Genomic DNA, 20,488 nt, shown 5'->3' with positions numbered 1-20,488 from the left:
CACCGCGCCGGGACCCGACTGCACAGAAATCTCGGGACGGACCCGAGAGGCGTCCGGTCGTCAGTCGTCCGCGCTCGGCGCTTTCCGGGTCTCCTTGCGCTCGCCCTCGTAGAGGTGGCAGGCGGTTATCTGGTCGCCCGCCGTCCGCAGGTCGGGGTGTTCTCGGGCGCAGACGGTCTCGAACTCGCCGTCGAGTACCTCGCGGGCGGCGTCGTAGTCGCCCGAGACGACTCGCTCGGCGGCCTCCCGAAGCGTCTGCTCGGCGTCGTTGGGCAGGTCGAGTTGGCGCGGGTCCACCGTGGTTCCGGTCTCGCTCGCGGACTGGTGTTCCTCGGGGAGTTCGAGCGCCAGACCGTGTTCGAGCAACTCGTCGGCCGCCCGACCCGCCGCGGTCTCGGCGCTGGTGTCGGCGTCGTCGGGACCGAGTTGCTCGGTCACGACTTGGCGCTTGAACTGGAACGCTCGCCGGAACGCGGGTTGACTTCCGGTCCAGCCCTCCGGCGGGATAATCTTCGAACACCGCGGGTGGAACCGGCATCCCGAGGGCGGATTCCGCGGGTTGGGCACTTCGCCCGTGACGTTCGCGCGGTGGCGCTCGGCCTCGGGGTCAACCTCGGGCACCGCGTCGAACAGCGCTTCCGTGTAGGGGTGTTTGGGGTCCATCACCACGTCGTCGGTGGGTCCCTGTTCTATCACGTCGCCGAGGTACATGATGGCGGTCCGGTCGCACATGTACCGGATGAGCGAGAGGTCGTGGCTGATGAACACGTAGGTCAGGCCGTACTCGTCCTGTAGCTCCTTCATCAGGTTCAGCACGCCCGCCCGGATGGACACGTCGAGCATCGAGACGGGTTCGTCACACACCACGAAGTCGGGGTTGACGACCAGCGCCCGCGCGATGGCGACGCGCTGGAGTTCCCCGCCCGACAGTTCCTTCGGGAACTCGTTGAGGTACGCCTCGGCGGGCGACAGTCCCACCTCGTTCAGCACTTCGATGACTCGCTCGCGGCGCTCGCTGTACCCGCCGTACATGTCGTTGATGCGGAGCGGTTCGACCACCGACTGGAACACGGTCATCCGGGGGTTGAGGCTCTCGAAGGGGTCCTGAAATATCATCTGGACCCGCTTGCGGAACTCCTGTTCGTCGTCGTTCGACATCTCGGTGATGTCGTCTCCGTCGAACTTGATGCTCCCTTTCGTCGGTTCGTGGAGTTGGACGAGCAGTTTGCCGAGCGTCGTCTTTCCACATCCCGACTCGCCCGCGATGCCCATGATGTCGCCCTCGTTGATGGTGAACGACACGTCGTCCACTGCTTTCACGGGCGTCGGTTCTCGTCCCATCAGGCGGTCTACGACCCCTTGGGACATATCGAACCACTTCGAGACGTTCTCGACTTCGACTAGTGGGTCTGCGTTTCGGTCCATGTTTCCTCCATTGCGGCGTCTTCGCGCATCTGTTCGAGGTCGTCGATTCGGTAGCACGCCGACCGGTGGGCGTGGCGGTCACTCGCCTCGACTCTCGTCCCGCCTTCGGCGGCGTCCACGTCGTACATCGGCGGGTGCGACGTGTGACACTCGTCCACGACGAACGGACACCGGTCGGCGAACCGACACCCCTCGCTGGGGTCCAACAGGGTCGGCGGCGACCCCGGAATCGAGACCAACTGCTGTTGTTCCTGTTTGACCGTCGGGAACGAGTTCTTCAACCCGAGCGTGTACGGGTTGGAGGCGTTCTCCAACACCTCGGCCTTCGGGCCGCTCTCCATCATCTTGCCACCGTACATCACGCCGAGTTTGTCGCAAATCTCGGCCATCACGCTGATGTCGTGGCTGATGACGAGGATGGACACGTCGAACTCGTCCTGCAGTTCCTCGATTTCTTCGAGGATGCGGTCCTGAATAATCACGTCGAGCGCCGTCGTCGGCTCGTCGGCGATGAGCATGTCCGGGTTGCACGCCATCGCCATGGCGATGACCGCGCGCTGTTTCATCCCGCCGGAGTACTCGTGGGCGTAGTCGTCGGCCCGGTCGGGTTCGATGCCGACCCGTTCGAGCAGGTCCCGGGCGCGGGCGTCGGCCTCCTGCTTGGACGTGTGGGGTTCGTGTCGCAGGATGGCCTCCACGATTTGGTCGCCCACCTCGTAGACGGGGTTCAGGGCGTTCATCGCGCTCTGTGGAATCAGTGCGATGTTGCGCCACCGCACGTCCCGGATGTCTTGGTCGTCGAGTTCGGTGAGGTCGGTCATCCCGTCCTCGCGGACCGGGTACTGGTCGTCCTCGATAATCTCGCGGCGCGGGTTACCGTTCTCGTCTTCCCACTGGGGGAGCGTGCCGTCGAACCACACTTCTCCGCTCTCGACGTAGCCGTTCGTGTCGAGGAGGTGGATGAGCGACTTCCCGAGCGTGGTCTTTCCGCATCCCGATTCGCCGACGAGACCGAACGTCTCGCCGTGTTCGACGCTGAAGTTCACGCCGTCCACGGCGTGGACCTTCGATTCTCCCGCGTTGTAGCGCACCGATAGGTCGTTGACTTCGAGTAGCGACATGTTAGCTCTCCTCCTGCGGGTTGGTCACGTCCTCCATCGAGAAGCCGACGAAGTAGAACGCCGCCGCGATTAGCATGATGCAGACGCCCGGCGGGATGAGCCACCACCACGCGTCGAAGACGTATCCGTTCGACTTGATGTTCTGGAGCATCAGGCCCCACGAGTTGGCGGTGAAGTCCGCGAGTCCGAGGTACGCCAGCGACGCTTGGGCGAGGATGGCCGCCGCCGCGTCCTGCGCGAGGAAGACGAACGCAAGCGGCAGGACGTTGGGCATGATGTGTCGGAACACGATTCGCGTGTCGCTCGCGCCCGCCACCTTCGCCGACTCGACGTACGACCGCTCTTTCAGCGAGAGCGTCTCCCCGCGGATGACGATACAGTTGTTCAGCCACGAGGTGACGGCGATGCCGAGGATGATGTTGGTCGTCGTGATGCCCCGAATCGCCACGAGGACGATGAGGAACGGCAGGAACGGCAGGCCGTACATCACGTCGACCACGCGCTGAATCGTCTCGTCAATCCACGTATTGCCGTAGAAGCCGCTGATGAGTCCGAGCGGGACGCCGACGAGACTCGACAGCAGGCCCGCCGCGAACCCGATGTAGAGGGCGTCGTCGGCGGCGTGAACGACGAGCGTCAGGATGCCCTGTCCGAGGTAGTTCGTCCCCAGCGGTGCGAAGAACGGGTCGCCGAACGCGGGCGGGTGCGGGAGCGAGTCGGCTTGCTCGGCGGTCAGTCGGCCGGGTTCGGTCCCGAGGTACGCCCGCCACTCCATCGAGTGGGGCGCGAACACGTCCGGGAACAGCGCCCAGAAGATGAACACGACCATGATGACGATGCCAAGCACCCCCATCTTCTCTTGGGTGAAGCGGTCCCAACCGCGGCGGAACCGCTCGATTCGAGGCCGCCAGCGCTCCTTCAGCGAGTCGATTTGTGACGCGTTTTCGGTTTCCGTTTCGGTAGACATCAGGAGTCACCCCCGAACTTGATTCGCGGGTCGAGATACGTGTAAGCGATGTCGGTCACGAGGCGCATGACGATGATGAGAACGGCGAGCATGAAGAACGCGGCCTGTGAGACCGGATAGTCCCTGCTCAGCACCGACGAGACGATGACCTGTCCGAGACCCGGCCAACTGAACACGTTCTCGACGATGACGCTCCCGTCGAGGAGAAACGCCAGTCCAACGATGGCTTGGGTCGCCACCGGAATCAGCGCGTTACGTGCGGCGTGTTTAATCATGACCGTCCGCTCGCTCAGGCCCTTCGCCTGCGCGAGGAACACGTAGTCCTCACCGGTGACGTTGTTCATCGCGGGCCGCATGACCAGCATCGCGCCGACCCACGAGACGAACGCGATGCTAAACAGCGGCAGGGCGATGTGTTTGAGTACGTCCACGATGATGGACAGCGTGGTCCACTCGAAGTTAGCGAACTTGGTGAACATGTAGGTACTCGGTAGCCAGCCGAGTTCGTAGTTGAACAGCCAGATGAACAACCACGCGAGCCAGAAGGCTGGCATCGAGTACACCGCCAGACTCGACGTGAAGATGCTCTTGTCCTTCCGGGTTCCGCGCCACCAGCCGAGATACATCCCGACGAGTGGGCCGACGATGAACTGGACGATGAACGCCGAGCCGAAAAGCACCAGCGTCCGCGGGAACCGCCGGATGATGATGTCCCAGACGGGTTCCTTGTACGTCGGCGACCGACCGAACTGACCGGTCTGGTAGTTTATCATGAAGTCGATGTACTGTCTCCACATCGGTTCGTTCAGACCCCACGTCTCTCGCAGTCTCTTGATGTCGGACTGGTCGAGTTCCGGAGTTATCATCGAACCGATGAACGAGCCGGGCATGCTCCGGATGAGGACGAACAGTAGCGACATGATGACAAGCAGGGTCAGGTAGGACACGACCAACCGCTTGCCGAGGTATCGTGCACTAATTCGTGTCATAGTTTGGTTCAGTTACCGTTTGATTTCTTCTTTTCATTGCGACTCTGGCAAATACGTGCTATTTATGGTAAACCCACGTTATGAATGTGATGATTTACCACAACACGGACCCCTCTGGTCTCGATTACTCGTTAGTAGTCCGACGAAAACGGCGACCGAGAGAGGAGAGTTAGACCGCTATTCCTTCAGGTGCATGTTGTTCAACTGCGTGCTGAAGCTCGCGTACGGCGGGTCCACGAGACCCTCGACGAAGCCAGTGAACTTCGCAGTGTTGACCGGCCAGCGCATCTTCTCGTAGTCCATGATGAAGTAGGGCATGTCGAGGTAGATGCGTTCGAGCGCTTTCGCACTGAGTTTGTTGCGCTTCTTGGGGTCTAGTTCCGTCCGGGCCTTCGAGAGCAGTTCGTCGGCACTGCCGCCAGCGAGACCGTAGCCCGTCGAGTTGTACAGGGTCGCTTCGGCGTTCTGCTTGTCGCTCCCGTGGTCTTTCTTCGAGAGGTCGTCGGCGTTGTCCGAGTGGAAGAAGGCATAGGCCGAACTGCCGAACGGACCGGTTCCGCCCCAACCCATCGGGTAGATGTCGAAGTCCTCCTGCTGGTAGACCTTCGACAACATCGTGTTGAACGACAGCGTCTGGGTCTTCACCGGGATGCCGAGGGACTTCAGGTTGTCCGCCCATCGCTGGATGGCCTTCGCCTCCTTCGGCGTGTTCTTCGGCGGGTCGATGAAGATGGTAATCGGGTCGCCGTCCATGACCTCGGGGATGGTCTTGCCACCCACGCGAATCTCCTTGTCGGCGCTCTGGTGGTCTTTGAGGACCGAGGACTTGACCTCGCCGAACGAGTAGTCGTACTTGGCTTCCGACTGACTCGCCTTGATGCCCGAGAGACTGCCGGGGTAGTCCTTTCCGGCGTAGGTACCCGACGACCCGTCGATGACCTTCCCCTCGGAGAGGAACTTCCGGATTGCTTCCACGTCCGGCACCGCGGCTTCCGCCGACCGGAAGTCGAAGGCGTTGGTGGCCGGGTGGGTCATCATCTCGTCTTCGCTGGCGAACTGGTAGTCCGGACGCGGGGCGGGATACCCCGGCGTCTGGGCGAAGTCGCCCTTGATGGCGTTGTTCTGGAGGAGTCGCTCGACCCAGAAGTACTCGTCGAACACGAACGTCATCGCCTGCTTGAAGGCAACGTCGTCGAGCGGTTTGCGGCGACCGTTGAAGCCGAAGTAGGAGAACCCGCTGCCGAGACCGTTGATGAGCGACATGCCGTCGGTCTCCTTGACTTTCGAGAGCTTCGAGGTCTTCATGCTCCCGTAGTGGGTATCGACTTCGCCCTTCAGGAAGGCTTGGGTCAGCGCGGTCTTGCTCCCGTAAATCTTGAAGTTGATTTTGTCGATGAACGGCCCACCGGCGATGAGCTGGTCGTGTTCTTCCCGCCAGTCGAGCGTGCTGAGAGTGTCGTAGTAGTGTTCGTTGTCGAGGACGACCTGCATCGAGGTGTCAGGCTGATACTTCGTGAGTCGGCCCGGACCGAGACCCACCGGACCGTTGTCCGGGTTGGCCTTCATCGGGTCGTACTTCTTGTAGTCCTTGCCTTCCCACTTGTGCTTGGGCAGGAGCGGAAGGCCGCCGAGCGTGTTGCTCTCCCAGTAGCCGATTGGCTTGTTGAGTTTGAGGTGGAAGTCCCAGTCGCTCTTCGAGGACTCCTCGATTTTCTCGATGGGTTCGACAACGTCGGTGTACTGACCCGGCTTGTTCTCCATGCAGTACCGGTAGGTGAACAGTACGTCTTCCTTGGTGAAGTCCTCGCCGTCGTTCCACTTCAGACCCTTCTGCATGTTGAAGTAGAGGTCGGGCTTGTCGGACTCCTCGATGGTCCAGTCGCTGAACACCCACGGCTTGACTTCGTTGGTGATTGGGTCCAGCGCCGTACCGAACTCGTAGATGCGGTAGAGCGGAACGCCAGAGTAGACCGAACTTCCGACCAGAACGTTCGACGAGTCGGGTTTCGAGGACATCCCGTAGGTGAGCGTCCCACCTTCCGGGATGTCGTCGGCGGACCCGGTGACGGTGTTCGGTTCGGTTTCGGTGGTCGTCGTCTCTTCGGTCGTCTCCTCGGTGGTGGTATCGTCGCCACCGCCGCTACAGCCAGCAAGAGAGAGGGCAACGGCACCAGCACCACTCGCCTTCAGGAACTTTCGTCGGCTATCGTTCGTGTCGTCAGTTCGATTGCGCCGGTGTGGCATACCAATGAGGTATGCAATCATGCATTTAAATCTACTGGTGTGAGATGTACGTAGGGTAACGAGCCGTTAAATAAAGTGACGGGCCGTATCTCGGGGTGATTACGTCCCGCGATTGGGTCGATAAGTCGTGCTTGTCAGGTCACTCGCCGAGACCTTCGCCGTGGAGGCCCATGTAGCCGAAGTAGACGGTTGCGGCCGCCGCCATCGACGCCATCGTTATCCAGAGTTTCGGCGTCAGTGCGCTCGGATTCGACTGCGCCCAGAAGATGCTCATAATCGACCACAGGGAAGCGACGGCGAACGAGAACGCCATTATCCACGTTCCGAGCAGTCGTTCCTCCGACCGAGCGGCGATAAGCGCCACGGTCATCAACAGACCGGTGATGATTGCGAGAACGCCGCGGGTGTCTAGCGCCATCTCTCTTCGTCTATCGGTGGGGAGACCGTGATAAAAGTGTGCTTTCGGTCTACGCGGGCGATGCGACGCCGAGCGCTTCGATGAGCGCCATCACGCTCTCGTGGGACGACTCCGGACCTCGGCCGGTGATGAGGTCGCCGTCCACGGTGACGCTGGCGTCGGCGTCGAGTTCAGCGTCCCAGTTGCCACCCGCGGCTTTCACCTCGTCTTCGACCCAGTAGGGCAGTTTCCGGCCGTCGGGCATCAGGTCGTGGTCGTCCACGATGTTCTCCTCCCACTCGTTGGGAAAGCCCGTCACGTCGCGGCCGTCCACGAGAAAGCCCCCGTTACTGTCCCGCGTGAACGCCAACAGACCGACCGCGTGACAGACGACCAGCGCCTTCTGGTCGCCGCCTTCGACCATCTCCCGAAGCAAGGCGCGGGCGTGTCTGTCCTGATTCACGTCCCACTCGGTGCCGTGACCGCCGGGGAACACCACGGCGTCGTACACGTCGGCGTCGGTCTCGGCAATCGGTTTCGGGCTCTGGAGTCGCTGGTCGTTGGCGTGGACCTCCTTGACCCACTCCGCGGTCTCCTCGCCGACGGTCTCGGGGTCGATGGACCGGTCATCCACGACGGGTTTGTTCCCGCTGGGCGTGGCAACGTCTACGCTGGCGTCCGTGTCCGAGAGCGTCTCTAACGGGTCCACGCACTCTTCTCCCCAGTACCCCTCCTCGCTGACTACGAACAGTACGGATGTCATCGTAACACGTTACTCCGCGACGTTCATTAAATACGCGGCCCCGACCCCGGCCCATCGGTGCGCGTCGGGGGTCGAAGCTCTCTGTAGACAAAAATAGTTGTAATTACGGCCACCGAGAAACGGTCTGCGAGCGGGGTCGCTGTTCGGAAGAGACACCAGCACTCGAACGTTGGTTCGGAAGAAGTAGCGGGAGGTAGATTTGAACTACCGGTCTGCGGGTTATGAGCCCGCCGGAATCTCCTGGCTATCCCATCCCGCTACCAATTCGTAGTGCCGTCCCACGGATAAGGATTGTGATTCGACTTCCGTATGCGAATTTTTCTCGATGCAATCGGTCGCGTCCGCCACGGGGTTCGACCACGGTCACCCCTCGAAGAGGCGATTAGGAGGGGGTGAACCCCAAGAGGTTTATCGCTCGGTCGCACGCCTACATACCGAATGGAGTACGCGCTCGTCCTGCTCTGGTTCGCCGTGTTTCAGGCGCTCGCGTTCGTCGCACTGCCGCTGGCGGCCCGGTTGTTTCCCCGCTTTCCCGACCGGGGCGCGGCCTTCGCCCTCCCCGTCGCGCTAGTCGTCGTGACCACCGTCGGCTACTGGGTCGGCCACGTCGCGTTCGGTCGGTGGACCGCAGTCGTCGGTGTCGCGGCCCTCGCCGGACTGTCCGGTCTCGTTCTGTGGACCGACCGCTCGCTCGGACGAGACGGAGACGCTCGGTCCGAGAATTTGCTTCTCGCGCGCGCGTACGCGGAAACAATGATAGTATTCGCCGTCGCGTTCGCGTTCCTCGTCGCGGTCCGGTCGGTGGACCCCGGCATCTACCCCGGCGGCGGTGAGAAGTTCCTCGACTTCGGCATCCTGAAGTCGCTCCTGCGGGCCGACGCCCTGCCTCCGGGCGACATGTGGTGGGCAGGCGACCACGTTCTCTACTACTACGGCGGCCACCTCGCGGCCGGACTCCTCGCCCACCTCACGGGCACCGAAGCCCAGTTCGCGTACAATCTGGCGCTCTCGGGGTTTTACGCCGCGCTCGTCACCGCGGCCTACGGACTCGCGGGCGCGATGGCCGACGCGCGCGGGACCTCGCGCCGGACCGCGGGAACGCTCGGGGCCTTCTTCGTCGGGTTCGCGGCCAACCTCGTCATCGCGGTCACGGGGGTAATCTGGCTCCTGCCCGACTCGACGGCGCAGGGTGTCGCCGACTGGGTGGCCAAGCCAATCGCCGAATCGTCGTCGGGCGAACTCGTGACGAGGGGACTCGACTCCTTTGGCTACTGGGGTCCGAGTCGGGTGATTCCCGAAACCATCAACGAGTTCCCGCTGTTCTCGTTCCTCAACGGCGACCTTCACGCCCACATGGTCAGCACGCCGTTCCTGCTTCTGGTCGCCGCGCTCGGGTACTCCTACTACCGGTCGGGTCCCGGCGCGGTCCGACGGCGGCGCGTCCTCGCGTTCGGCGTCCTTCCGGTCGTGGTCGGCTTCATCGGACTCGTCAACGTCTGGAGTTTCCCGACAGGTCTCGGCGTGGTGTGGTTGGCGGTCCTGTTCTCGCCGGGCGACCCGATGGCGCTGTTCCCCGGCGTCTCGGCCGACTCGTCGGCCGAGACGGTTGCGGACGGAAGGGGCGCGAACGGTGGGGGCGCGGCCGCAGATTTGGCCGGACTCAGCCTTCGCGGGGAGACCCGCCGAATCGCTGGCGCGTTCGCCGCGACTGGCGTCGTCGCCGTCGTCGCAATCGCGTGGGCCGCGCCGTTCGTCTTCGGCATCCTCCTGCGCTCGGCGGGCAACCGGAGCATCGCGGTCCTGCCCGACCCCGCCAGCGCGGTGGGTCTCTTGCTGGTCCACGGCACCTTCTTGGCGGTGTTCGCGGCCTACCTCTGGCCGCGGGCGCGCGCCGCGTTCGACGTGGACCCCGCCCGATTCGGCGTGTTGGCCGCGGCGCTGGCCGGGTTCGCATGGTTGCTGAACTACCCGGTAGTGGCGCTGGTCGTCCCCCTGCTGGTGGTCGGGTGGCTACTGCTCCGAACGGTCGGCGACGGCGGGACCGTCGCCGACGGCACCGACGCCGAAGGCGTCGGCTACGAGACGGTACTGTTGGTCGCGGGGGCCGGACTCGTCACGCTGGTCGAGTTCGTCTACGTGCAGGACAGCGCGGCTACCGGGCGGTTCAACACGGTGTTCAAGGTGTACATGCAGGTGTGGGTCCTCTGGGCCACCGCCGCGGGGACCGCGCTGGCGTCGTCGGTCGCGCCCTCGGGACCGTCGGAGTGGACGCTTCCGGGCGTGGGCATCGACCGCTCGGAGGTCATGGTCGGATTCGCCGCGGTCCTCGTGGTCTCGACCGGACTCTACGGCGCGATGGCGCTCGGCGGGCACTTCACCGCCGACCAACACCGGACCGACGACCCGACGTTAGACGGGAAGGCGTTCGTGGAGGACTACCACCCAGACGAGGCGGCGGCCATCGCGTGGTTGGACGACAGGGAGGGCCAACCCCACATCGTCTCCCCGCCGGGCCACGACGTGTACGCGTGGAGCAGTCCGGCCTCGTCGCTGACCGGACTGCCGACCGTCGTCGGGTGGGTGTACCACGAGGGCATCTACCGGGGCCACGACACCGCCGAAGCGCGGGCCGAAGAAGTCGATGTCGTCTACACCGGGTCGTGGGCCGACCGCGCCGAACGTCTCCGGCGCTACGACGTGGAGTACGTCTACGTCGGACCGCAGGCGCGCGAACGATACGACGACGAGGACCTCCGGTTCTCGCAGTATCCGGGCGTCGAAGTGGCGTTCCGCGAGGACGGCGTGGTCGTCTACCGCGTCCACCAGTCGAAGCTCTGAACCGGCCGACGCTCGGCGGTTGTTCCACTCCACGCTCCGGAGCGAGACGTATAAAAACAATTTCAATTATGTAAGAACTGTAGAAACACGTTAGACATAGATATAGTTAGTCGTCGCTCTGCCACGCGGTTCGGCACGCTTCGGAGCAGAAGTCGTATATCTCGACTTCGCCGTCTTCGTCGCGGACGGTAGCGACCGGATGCCACTCGTCGGACGGGATGGCGTCCCCACAGCGGATACACGTCTCGGTCATTGCGTCGGCGTCACTCGGTCGGCCGTTAGTCGCGTTTCGTATCGGGTCACAACTACGTTGCATCTAATCTCCGTGGTTCGGTTTCGGACGGTCGTCGTCGCTCACGCGGTTTCGTCGAGGTCGGTTCCGAGACGGTGGGCGCTGTCGTTCTCGTCGGCGAGTTCGGCCGCAACGCCGCGTTCGGTCACTTCCACGTCGCCGTTCCCGGACACAACCACGTCGCACCCACCGAAGGTGAACTCTACGTGGCCCCCATTCCGGCCGCTCCCTCTGGTCGGCGAGAACAGACGGTCCAGCGCGTCGGGGTCGATGACGTGGTAGAGCGGTCCCACCTCGGTCGGGTCGCTATCGGTCGCTTCGGCGACGGCGGTGATGACGCGCTGACTGGTCGAACGCTTCTCGAAGGTATCCCCACTCACACTTTGGCTCATTCTGTATCGAATTGTATAGCGTGCAACCGGGATAGGAATTAACGATAGATGTATACCCTGCCGCGACCCCGGTGGGTTATACATCTAAATTCGGCGCGTGACTCGCGCTTGGGCCGGGTCTCGACGGCGCTCACGATTCCTCGAACAACAGGCCGAACAGCACCCGTTCGGCACCGCGGATGTGGCGACTCACCGTCGGTTGGGACACGTCGAGTGCTTGGGCTATCTCCTCGGCCGTGCTTCCGCGGGGCCAGTCGAAGAAACCGCTGAAGTACGCCATCCGGAGGACTTCGGCCTGTCGCTCGGTGAGTCGCTCGGCGAGTTCGGACTCGAAGTCCTGCCGGGTCATCACCGGTTCGTCGCGTTCCCGGCGCGCGACCAGTTCCACGTCGTCGTAGTAGTTCTCGAAGAGGTCCACGAACGCCCGCACGTCGGCGCTCTGCGGGAGGCGAATCACGAACCGGCCTTCCTCCTCGCTGGCGGTCAGCGTCCGGGGCATCGCGCCGCGGTCCATCAGCGACCGGAGGAACGACTGGTCGGCCAGCGCACACTCGTAGAGATACTCGCCGTCGCGCTCGGTCACGAGGTGTACGTCCTCTATCCACGAGACATCTTCGACGTACTGGAGAGTCTCTTCGGGCGGTGCGTTCCGGATAGTGAAGAAGGCGTGAAGTCTGCCGTCGCGGCGCTGGACCGCGGTCTCGAACTCGAACTCCGCGCCGGTCCGGTCTACGAACTCGAGGACCGGACTCCCCGTCCCGTGGATTCGGAAGTCGAGTTCTATCGACCGCTCGCTCACGAGCGCTTCCCGCTGTTCGAGGGCGTTCAGCGCGTAGCCGATGGTCTCTCCGAGTTCCGACAGCACCGTCCGCTCCATCGCGTCGAAGACTCCCGACTCGCTCGCGTAGAGGTTGAGGACGCCCCAGAGCGTCCCGCCGTAGCGGACAGGAACCGAGACGCTCGCTCGATAGCCGCGCTTCAACGCCTGTTCACGCCACGGTTCGAAGGGCGGGTCGCCGAGCAAGTCGTTTTGGACCTGCAACTCCCCCGTCCGGACCGCCCGACCAGCAGGTCCGCGGCCGTGGGAACTCTCGGCGTCGGCGCTGACCTCGATGTCCTCTAGATACCCCTCCCCGGAACCGGCCCACGCTTCGGGATGAATCTCGTCGGTAACTCTGTCGTAGGTGCCGAACCACGCGAACCGATAGGGTCCCGCCTCGGTCAACCGATTGCACATCGCCTGCATCACGTCCTCTTGAGACGACGCCTCGGTCAGCGCCTTGGTGATTTCCCGAATGACGCTGTTGAGTCGGTTGACTCGTTCGAGTTCCCTGTTTTTCTCCCGCAAGTCGTTGCGCTGGTTCCGGAGTTCCGATTCGCGCTCGGCCCGGTCGAGCGCCGACCTGACGTTCGAACACAGCATGTCCGCGAGCGACCGGTCGGTGGCGTCGAACGCGCCCCGTTCGGGTGCCGCGGCGACGAACACGCCGTGTTTACCGAGCGGAACCACGAGCGCGCTCTTCATCTCGGTGTCGGCGTCCAACTCGGTCCCGAGGTCGTCGAACGCCTTCGACTCGCTCTCTACGAAGGTCCGCCACGCCACGTCGTCCCCGTGACCGCTCAGAAGCACGTCGTCAATGTCCCCGCCGGACCACCGCCGGACCGTCGAGACCAGACTGTTCCCCTCGGTGTCGTACAGCGCCACCGCCGCGTTCGGGAACCCGAGCGTCTCGACTGCGGCATCGACGCCGAGGTCACAGATGCTGGTGTGGGACTCGGCGTCGGCCAGCGACTGGAGCATCTCGTTGAGCGAGGCGAGTTTCTCCTCGCGGCGCTTGCGGTCGGACACGTCGCGGACGACCCCGACCCGACCCATCACGTCGCCGAGGCGAAGCGGCGCGACTCGGGCCTCGACAGGAACCGAGTCGCCGTCCGCAGTCGGCATCGTCGCTTCCATCGTCACCACGTCCTCGTCGCCTTCGAGCGCGGTCTGTATCCACTTCGCGTCCTCGTAGAGGTCCGGGCCGACGACCGTCGAGGCGTGTTCGCCGAGCAGGTCCGCGCGGTCGTAACCGGTGAGTTCGACGTACGCGTCGTTGACCGCGACGAACCGCGAATCGGCGTCGAGGGCGTACACCCCGTCGCTGACCGCATCGAGCATCGCTTCGGAGCGTTCGAGTCCTCGCTCGCGTTCGCGCCGCTGGACGACCGTCGTGAGGATGTGGGCGATGCTCTGGACGAACTGCACGTCGTACTCGGCGTACGACCGTTCGTCGGTGTCGTGCGTGCCCAAAATTCCCCACGGGTTCTCGGGCGACCCGATTATCGTGGAGATGCCGCTGTTCACGTCGTGGGAGGTGAGCAGGTCCGGGCCGGAGAACCGCGTTTCCGAGTCGAGGTCCGTGACGACGACCGGTTCCGACGAGAGGAGCGTGTACCCCGCCTGCGAGTCGCGCTCGGTGCCGACGGTGGCGGACCCGACGGCTCCCTCTCGCCACCCGACGCCCGACCGGAGCAGTAGGTCGTCGGACTCGGGCCTGAGTTCGAGGACCTTACAGTACTCGTGGTCGAGGGTGTCGGCGACGAGTTCGACCGCCTCGTCCATCAGGTCGTCGAGCGGGTCGTCCCGGAGCGCGCGCTGGGAGAACGTCGCGAGGGCTTCCTGCTGGCGAATCCGGTCGCGGAGTTCCGACTCGCGTCGCTTGCGCTCGGTGATGTCCCGGACGATGCCGGTGAACCGCAGGTCGCCGCCCGAGGTGAACTCGCTGAACGAGACGCCGAGCATCACTTCGGTCCCGTCCCGTCGCTGACCGGGCAGTTCGAGGTAGTCCCAATCGACGTGACGCTCGCCGTCTTCGAGGTAGCGCTCGATTCCCTCGCGGTGTCGCTCGGCGAGGTCCGGGGCCATGAGCTTCGTCAGCGGTTCGCCGACGAGTTCGTCCGGCGAGTAACCGAACGTCTCTTCGACGGCGGCGTTGGCGAACCGGACGACGCTATCGGTGTCGATGACGAGGATGGCGTCGGAGAGTCCCTCCGCGAGCGCCCGGAAGTGGTCGCCTTCGACGCCGCCGTCCGTGACCGTTTCGGACGCGACGAGCGACTCGATTCGTCGCGCGAGGACCCGAACCCGTTCGGGTCCGGGCCGACGCAACTGACCGCCGGTCGCCTCGGACGCGATTTCGGCGTCGGCCTCCGACACCACATCGACTCGCACGTCGGGGTGTGCGCGACGGATGGCGCTCTCAGGACCGCGACGGGTCTCGGTCCCAGTCTCGGCGTCGAGAACGACGTGGCCGACTCGCTCGATTTCGAGCGTGACCAGCGCCCGTTCGACGCTCGTGACGTACGAGAGTTCGACTGCGGGTCGGTCGTCGGCGAACTCTGATTCGAGGGCTTCGCCCGTCGATGCGTTCGGAGCGACGTAGAGAACGCGAACCGGGCCGGTCATCGTTTCGTCGGGGAGCGAGGCACGTTCATCTCTGAGCTGTTGGCTATGTTAGCGTAACTGTACGTTGGTTCCGATGAGGAAGCAGGTACGTCTACGAATAGGCGGGTCGAACAGAAAAACCGCACGGCCCACCCTGTCGGGCGTTCGGCGAATTCCGTCCGGCGGTCAGTCGGTCAGTCCTGACCGGTCTTCACGTCTAGTTCTCGAAGGCGACTTGCACCGACTCGCCGTACCGGTCGCCGTTCTGCTCGTCGTGGTTACTCGCAGTCGGTCGAGGAAGTACGAGTCGGCAGTCACTCGCCACACAGTTCCGGAAGAAGTGCGCCGACCGGGATTTGAACCCGGGCCATGAGCTTGGAAGGCTCAGGTCCTACCACTAGACCATCGGCGCGCGACTACATTTCCCAGTTGGCCGCCCGGCATTAAGGGCCTTACTGTTTCGTCGCGCGGACCACGCCGTAGCAGTTCCCGCTCGACACCTCGAAGTCCACCATCTCCAGCGCGCTCTCGGCCACGTCCGACTCGAACTCCGCGGGCGAGTAGATGTGGTAGAACCGGTCTACGGTTTCGCCGCCCGGTAGGGTCCACTCCACGGTCGTATCGAAACCCGTCTCGCGGGTCTCGTCCGCTCGACTCTCCGAGGCGCTTTCGGTCTCGCTCTCGTCGCCGTCGAATCGGTCGGCGGCCGTACTCCACGCACTCACGAGCGCGCGACCCTCGGGCGCGAGGACGCGGGCGAGTTCGTCCAGACTCCCGACGCGGGCGGCACGAGTCGGCAGGTGGTGGAGCGTGGCGACGTACACCGCCAGTCCGACCGTCGCGTCCCGCAAGGGCAATCGCGCGGCGTCGGCCTGCACGAGGTCGGCGTCGAAACCCCTGTCCGAGGCGCGCTCACGGGCGTTTTCGAGCAACCCGCGGCTCACGTCCGCGGCGACCACCCGGTCGGCGCGCTCGGCGAGCAGTTCGGCGTGGCGGCCGTTGCCACATCCGAGGTCCAGCGCGACCGAAGCGGAGTCACCGCGGGAGACGAACTCCTCGACTTCCGGCCACGCGTACTCGCGGGTCTGGGCGAAGTGGTCGGCGATGTAGTCGTAGGTCGCCCGCACGTCGTCTCGTGCGGTCTCGGCGTCGTCGCGGCGGTTCGCGTCCGCCTCGTTCATGGGTTTTCGTGGGTGGCGGTGGGTGAAAACGCCACCGGGTTCGTCGCGGGGGAGAGGGGTCGCTTCGGGACCGAGAACGCAGGACGCTGACTACTGCGGACTCCTGTCAGACCGCAACTATACTTCACTGCAACCGAAAGGACGAGCAAGGGGCTGACTTCAGTCTTGAGCCGATGAGGACCGCCACCGCCCCGCACCGCGACCGCGGACCACACGCCTCCCCAGCCGACTCCCTCACTCCGTCCAGTCATTCGGTCATCCACCGTCGGAAGCGAGTTCCGACGAGCTGTTGCGAATCACTGATTCGCTACATCCCAAAAATCTTCGATTTTCGAGGGCTTCGGTCACTTCGTTCCCGACGACCTCGCGCGGATGGGCGCGGCCACTCGCGGGGCGCGCCCGAGCGCGCCGACGTGGAGAGCCGAATAATAAAAATCGTTCTCTAAGAAAGAAATAGACACGTAAAGAAATCCTAAGAAAGTCCGAAACAGCGGAGAACAATGTCCGAGCGAGTCCGACCCCCGCCGACCGCTCAGAGGAACAGGAACACGCCGTAGGCGACGGTCAACAGCACCGTCGCGTGCTTCGCGCCGTTCTTGACGCTCCCCTCACCCATCTGCCCGGCGAGCAGGCCCGAGAACACCGCCTGCACCAGCGACGAGTGGAAAAACAGGAGCGTGTACGCCTCGGTGTCCACGCTCGAAATCCCCGAGAGCGGGCCGCCGCCGACCGGGGACCCGCCGCCCGACGCGGCCCCGTCCGTGGGGAGGTTCGGGATGAGGATGCTGTTGAGCGCGCCGACGATGACGAGGAACACCACGAACGAGAGGTAGATGATGACGACGTAGGTCAGCATCTCCTGTCGACGCTTGCGCTTCAGTCTGCGAGTGTCTTGGGCGTCGTCGGCCGCGATGCGGAGGACGCGCGCGATGTCGCCGCTGGCGGCCATCGCGTTGGCGATGAGCGTCACCGTCCGGGTGATGGTAGGCGTGTCGAGGCGGTCCTCGAACCGGTAGAGCGCGGTTTCGGCGTCCACGCCCCACTGGATGTCGGCCCAGAGCTTCCGCACCTCGTCGTCGAGCGCCCCGAGTTCGCTCCGGGCCACGCGCTCGAAACTCTCGACGACCGACATCCCCGCCTCGTTGACGCTGGCGAGTCTGTCCAGAAAGTCCGGCACCGCCGCTTCGATGGCCGCGATGCGCCGCCGGTGGAGTTCTTGGACCACCGCGAAGGTGCCCACGACGAACAGCGCCGCCTGCACCACGAAGTCGTCCACGACCCGGAGCGAGAGCGACCCCGAGACGAGGTGCGGCCACGACCGGACGAGGACCGACAGCAGGCCGAGCGGAACCGTCGCGTACAGCACCGCGACCGGGTTGTCCCGCAGGGTCCCCACCGGGTCGGCCAGCGTCTCGCTCACCCACCGGACGTTCTCGAAGGCGTCGAGTCGTTCGAAGTTCACCGCACCCGTCTCCCCGCCAGCGTCGGCGGCGTCGGCGGACCCGCCGACGCCGCCGTCCGACTGCGCTCCGTGCGCACCCGTCGCGCTCGCGTCCGCGTCCCGCGCGTCCGCACCCGAGAGCGCGCCCCTGCCTGCGTCCGCGTCCGGGCGCTCGACGCCTACACGCTCGGACGCGGAGTCGTCGGTGCGCCGGACGCCCGCCAGCGCCACCGACGCGAGGTCGATGTCCCGGTCCTGTCGGGTCGCCCGGAGCGACTCGGTGATGCTGTCGAGGTAGACCACGAACCCGACGTTCGCCAGCGGGATGGCGAAGTACGTCAGCATCCGGAGCAGTGGCAGGGTGTCCCCGAGCGCCATCAGCCCCATGATGACGAGGATGGTGATGAACAGCAACGGCGCGACCACGAACACCGAGACGTACCCCTCCGCGAGCGTGCCGAGCAGTTCCAGAAACGCCTCCTGTTGGGCCTCGGCGTCCTCCTGATAGCGCTCGTACTGGCCTTCGAGGTACGACGAGATGCTCTGGCCGCTCTGGAGGACGCTGGCGAGGTTGTCGGCGAACTCGCCGAACTTCTCGCTGGGCGTCCGGTCGGCGAGTCGCTCGATGGCCGACAGCATGTCCAGACCCGCGTAGTCCATCGCTTTGACCACGACCGCGATTTCCTCGGCCGCTTCGCCGTACACCGACCGATTTCGGGCCAGCGTCCGCATGATTTCGGGGAACGCCATCCCGCTCCGCGAGAGGGCGTAGACGAACGCGACGGTCCGAGAGATGCTCTCGTCTATCTTGCGCTCGCGGGCGTTGGCCCGATACGAGAGGTTCTCCCACCGAATCCAGTAGGTCAGACCTCCGGACGCCACGCCGAGCGTCCCACTGCTGGTCAGCAGGATGGCGAACAACTGCCCGGCCGAGAGGTCCGGAAAGACCAGCAGTCCCGCGAGGAAGTGAAGTTGGGTCGGCAGGACTGCGCGCATCGCTTCGGGCGAGATGCGCAGAATCGCCAGCACGCCCGCGACGAGATAGACCCCGAGGACGCTCCCGACCACGGCGGCGAGTCCGGCGTACAGCAGGGTCTTGGCCGCGAACATCCGGTAGGTCTGGCCGACGTGGACCGCCTGTAGGAGGCGCTTTCGCTCGTCGCGTCGTCTGCCGTGGTCGGAGACCCACCCGCCGAAGGCGGTCAGCGCGGTCCGGGTGACGAAGCGGTCGGCCTCCCGGGAGACGGGAGCGAGCGCGACCGGAACCGCCAGCGCGAGGACCGCCAGAAGGGGCAGAAAGCCGAACATCAGTCGAACCCGGTCGAAACTTCGGCGTCCAACTCGATGGTGTCCAGCACGCGTTCGGGGTGGGAGTAGTACTCGTTTATCATCGCGGTGAACCGCCGGTAGTCGGTGACGCCCTGCTCGCGGAGGTACTGGAGGACGCGCTTGCGGTCGCGCAACTCTCCGAGGAGTTCTCCCCGCGACCACCCCTTCTCGTTTTGAATCTCGTCTAAGACGTTGCTGTCGTTGCGCCGGAAGGTGTCCTCGTCGGCGTTCCACGAGAAGGTGGTCGAGTAGTCCAAGTCGCCGGTCCGCTGGTCGATGCCCTCGATTTCGGCCAGCACGCGGTTCCGGCGGACGCGCTCGTCGCCGACGTAGGTCAGCGTCTGGACCGAGAGGATGTCGAGACTCTGAATCATCGCCCGCGGGACGTTGATGGGTTCGTTTTCGAGGCGGTTGATGACGGTCTGTACCGAATCGGCGTGCATCGTGGAGTAGGTGGTGTGGCCCGTGTTCATCGCCTGAAAGAGGGTCATCGCCTCCTCGCCGCGGACTTCGCCGACCACGATGTACTCGGGGCGGTGTCGGAGCGCGGAGCGAAGCAGGTCGTACATCGTGATGTCCGCGCCCTCGCCCCTGCGCTCGCGCGTGACCGACGACAGCCAGTTGTCGTGATACAGGGCGAGTTCGCGGGTGTCCTCGATGGTCAGGACCTTCGAGCGCGGCGGGATGAACATCGAGATGGCGTTCATCGAGGTGGTCTTACCCGACGCCGTGCCCCCCGCGAAGATGAGCGACTTATTCGACTCGATGGCGAGCCAGAGGTACGCCATCTGGTCGAGCGAGAAGGTGCCGTAGTTCACGAGGTCGATAGGGGTGAACGGTTCGTCGGCGTACTTCCGGATGGTGAACGCCGACCCGCGGGGTGTGACCTCCTCGCCGAGGGCGAGTTCGGCCCGAGAGCCGTCGGGGAGGGTGGTCTCGACCACGGGGTCGCCGATGCTGACGTGGCGGCCCGACTGCTGGGCGAGGCGGACGACGAGGTTGTCGAGTTCCTGTTGGGCGTAGACGACGTTGGTCTCGATGTCGGTGTACTCGTCGTGGTAGACGAAAAGCGGCAGGTCGTAGCCGTCGCAGGAGATGTCCTCGATGTGGGGGTCGTGCATGAGCGGGTCGAGTTTTCCGAACCCGCGGAACGTCCGGAAGAGGTAGTAGAACAGGCGGTAGAAACTCGCCTCGTCCACTTCGACGCCGTACATCGAGAGGAGTTCCCGGAGTTCCTCCTTCAGGACGGTTTCGGGGTCCTCGCTCGCGCCGCCCTCGGTTTCACTGTCCTCGCCGTCGGCGATACCCGCGTCCCGGCGGTGGATGAGCGAGTCGCGGATGTCGGCGAACAGGCGGTCCAACAGTTCGGTTTCGAGGTCGTCTAACTCGGGTTCGACGACCTGATAGAGGTACTCGTTCTCCACGTCGTCGTAGTTGACCGAGACGAACGCGAAGGGGGCGTTGACCCAGTAGCGGTCCACTTCCTCGTAGTCGGGGAGTCCGGAGAACGACACCAGCGGGCCGTGTTCGGCTGGTTCGTACTCCTCGGCGTCGATGGCGGACCCGCGAAGCACCTCGGCGGTCCGGCGGAGCGTCTGCTGGAACTCCCGGATGCGGATTCGCACGTCGTCGGTCCACTCGGACAGGGGTGACTCGGACATGATGGGTCGGGGGCGAGCGGT

14 protein-coding genes and 2 tRNA genes are annotated in these 20,488 nt (G+C 64.5%); 1 reads left to right on the top strand and 15 read right to left on the bottom strand.

The genetic code is table 11. From position 1 onward, the window contains the following. Nucleotides 1-60 precede the first annotated feature (60 nt). From P2T60_RS05250 to P2T60_RS05215, 8 genes are all read right to left on the bottom strand, one after another. Nucleotides 61-1,425, bottom strand: coding sequence for an ABC transporter ATP-binding protein (locus P2T60_RS05250; protein WP_276281502.1), 1,365 nt, complete (start codon nt 1,423-1,425; stop codon nt 61-63). Beyond that, nucleotides 1,401-2,546 carry an ABC transporter ATP-binding protein gene (locus tag P2T60_RS05245; RefSeq protein WP_276281501.1) on the bottom strand — a complete coding sequence of 382 codons (1,146 nt, stop codon included), beginning with the start codon at nt 2,544-2,546 and terminating at the stop codon, nt 1,401-1,403. The genes P2T60_RS05250 and P2T60_RS05245 overlap by 25 nt, the downstream gene beginning before the upstream one ends. Before the next feature lies 1 nt (nt 2,547). Next, complete coding sequence (locus tag P2T60_RS05240; RefSeq protein WP_276281500.1) at nt 2,548-3,513, bottom strand: ABC transporter permease; 966 nt, start codon at nt 3,511-3,513, stop codon at nt 2,548-2,550. After that, nucleotides 3,513-4,502 carry an ABC transporter permease gene (locus P2T60_RS05235; protein WP_276281499.1) on the bottom strand — a complete coding sequence of 330 codons (990 nt, stop codon included), beginning with the start codon at nt 4,500-4,502 and terminating at the stop codon, nt 3,513-3,515. The genes P2T60_RS05240 and P2T60_RS05235 overlap by 1 nt, the downstream gene beginning before the upstream one ends. Before the next feature lie 177 nt (nt 4,503-4,679). Then, nucleotides 4,680-6,746: an ABC transporter substrate-binding protein gene (locus P2T60_RS05230; protein WP_276281498.1), complete on the bottom strand. Its 2,067-nt coding sequence runs from the start codon at nt 6,744-6,746 to the stop codon at nt 4,680-4,682. A gap of 139 nt (nt 6,747-6,885) precedes the next feature. Beyond that, a complete protein-coding gene (locus tag P2T60_RS05225; protein ID WP_276281497.1) occupies nt 6,886-7,164 on the bottom strand; it encodes a hypothetical protein in 279 nt (92 codons plus the stop codon). A gap of 49 nt (nt 7,165-7,213) precedes the next feature. Then, nucleotides 7,214-7,906: a type 1 glutamine amidotransferase domain-containing protein gene (locus P2T60_RS05220; RefSeq protein WP_276281496.1), complete on the bottom strand. Its 693-nt coding sequence runs from the start codon at nt 7,904-7,906 to the stop codon at nt 7,214-7,216. Between the two features lie 184 nt (nt 7,907-8,090). Beyond that, nucleotides 8,091-8,165: transfer RNA gene (locus P2T60_RS05215), tRNA-Met, on the bottom strand. A gap of 179 nt (nt 8,166-8,344) precedes the next feature. Here P2T60_RS05215 and P2T60_RS05210 point away from each other — a divergent pair. After that, the gene (locus P2T60_RS05210) at nt 8,345-10,744 is read left to right on the top strand and encodes a DUF2298 domain-containing protein (RefSeq protein WP_276281495.1); all 2,400 of its coding nucleotides are present in this window, start codon (nt 8,345-8,347) and stop codon (nt 10,742-10,744) included. 106 nt (nt 10,745-10,850) lie between these two features. Here P2T60_RS05210 and P2T60_RS05205 read toward each other — a convergent pair whose 3' ends face one another. The 7 genes from P2T60_RS05205 to P2T60_RS05175 form a co-directional block, all read right to left on the bottom strand. Next, nucleotides 10,851-10,997: a DUF7576 family protein gene (locus tag P2T60_RS05205; protein ID WP_276281494.1), complete on the bottom strand. Its 147-nt coding sequence runs from the start codon at nt 10,995-10,997 to the stop codon at nt 10,851-10,853. A gap of 101 nt (nt 10,998-11,098) precedes the next feature. Further along, nucleotides 11,099-11,416: a DdfA family disk-determining factor gene (locus tag P2T60_RS05200; RefSeq protein ID WP_276281493.1), complete on the bottom strand. Its 318-nt coding sequence runs from the start codon at nt 11,414-11,416 to the stop codon at nt 11,099-11,101. A gap of 142 nt (nt 11,417-11,558) precedes the next feature. Continuing rightward, nucleotides 11,559-14,876 (bottom strand): PAS domain S-box protein, encoded by a 3,318-nt coding sequence (locus tag P2T60_RS05195; RefSeq protein ID WP_276281492.1) that lies wholly within the window; start codon nt 14,874-14,876, stop codon nt 11,559-11,561. Between the two features lie 320 nt (nt 14,877-15,196). Then, nucleotides 15,197-15,267, bottom strand: a tRNA-Gly gene (locus P2T60_RS05190). 40 nt (nt 15,268-15,307) lie between these two features. Continuing rightward, nucleotides 15,308-16,036: a class I SAM-dependent methyltransferase gene (locus P2T60_RS05185; RefSeq protein ID WP_276281491.1), complete on the bottom strand. Its 729-nt coding sequence runs from the start codon at nt 16,034-16,036 to the stop codon at nt 15,308-15,310. 532 nt (nt 16,037-16,568) lie between these two features. Next, a complete protein-coding gene (locus P2T60_RS05180) occupies nt 16,569-18,785 on the bottom strand; it encodes a type II secretion system F family protein (RefSeq protein ID WP_276281490.1) in 2,217 nt (738 codons plus the stop codon). Next, nucleotides 18,785-20,467 (bottom strand): type II/IV secretion system ATPase subunit, encoded by a 1,683-nt coding sequence (locus P2T60_RS05175; RefSeq protein ID WP_276282176.1) that lies wholly within the window; start codon nt 20,465-20,467, stop codon nt 18,785-18,787. The genes P2T60_RS05180 and P2T60_RS05175 overlap by 1 nt, the downstream gene beginning before the upstream one ends. Nucleotides 20,468-20,488: the final 21 nt, after the last annotated feature.

It is taken from the genome of Halorussus caseinilyticus, assembly GCF_029338395.1.
Taxonomy (GTDB): domain Archaea; phylum Halobacteriota; class Halobacteria; order Halobacteriales; family Haladaptataceae; genus Halorussus; species Halorussus caseinilyticus.
Note: the sequence above shows the minus strand (reverse complement) of the source record. Positions and strands in the feature narration are given on the sequence as shown.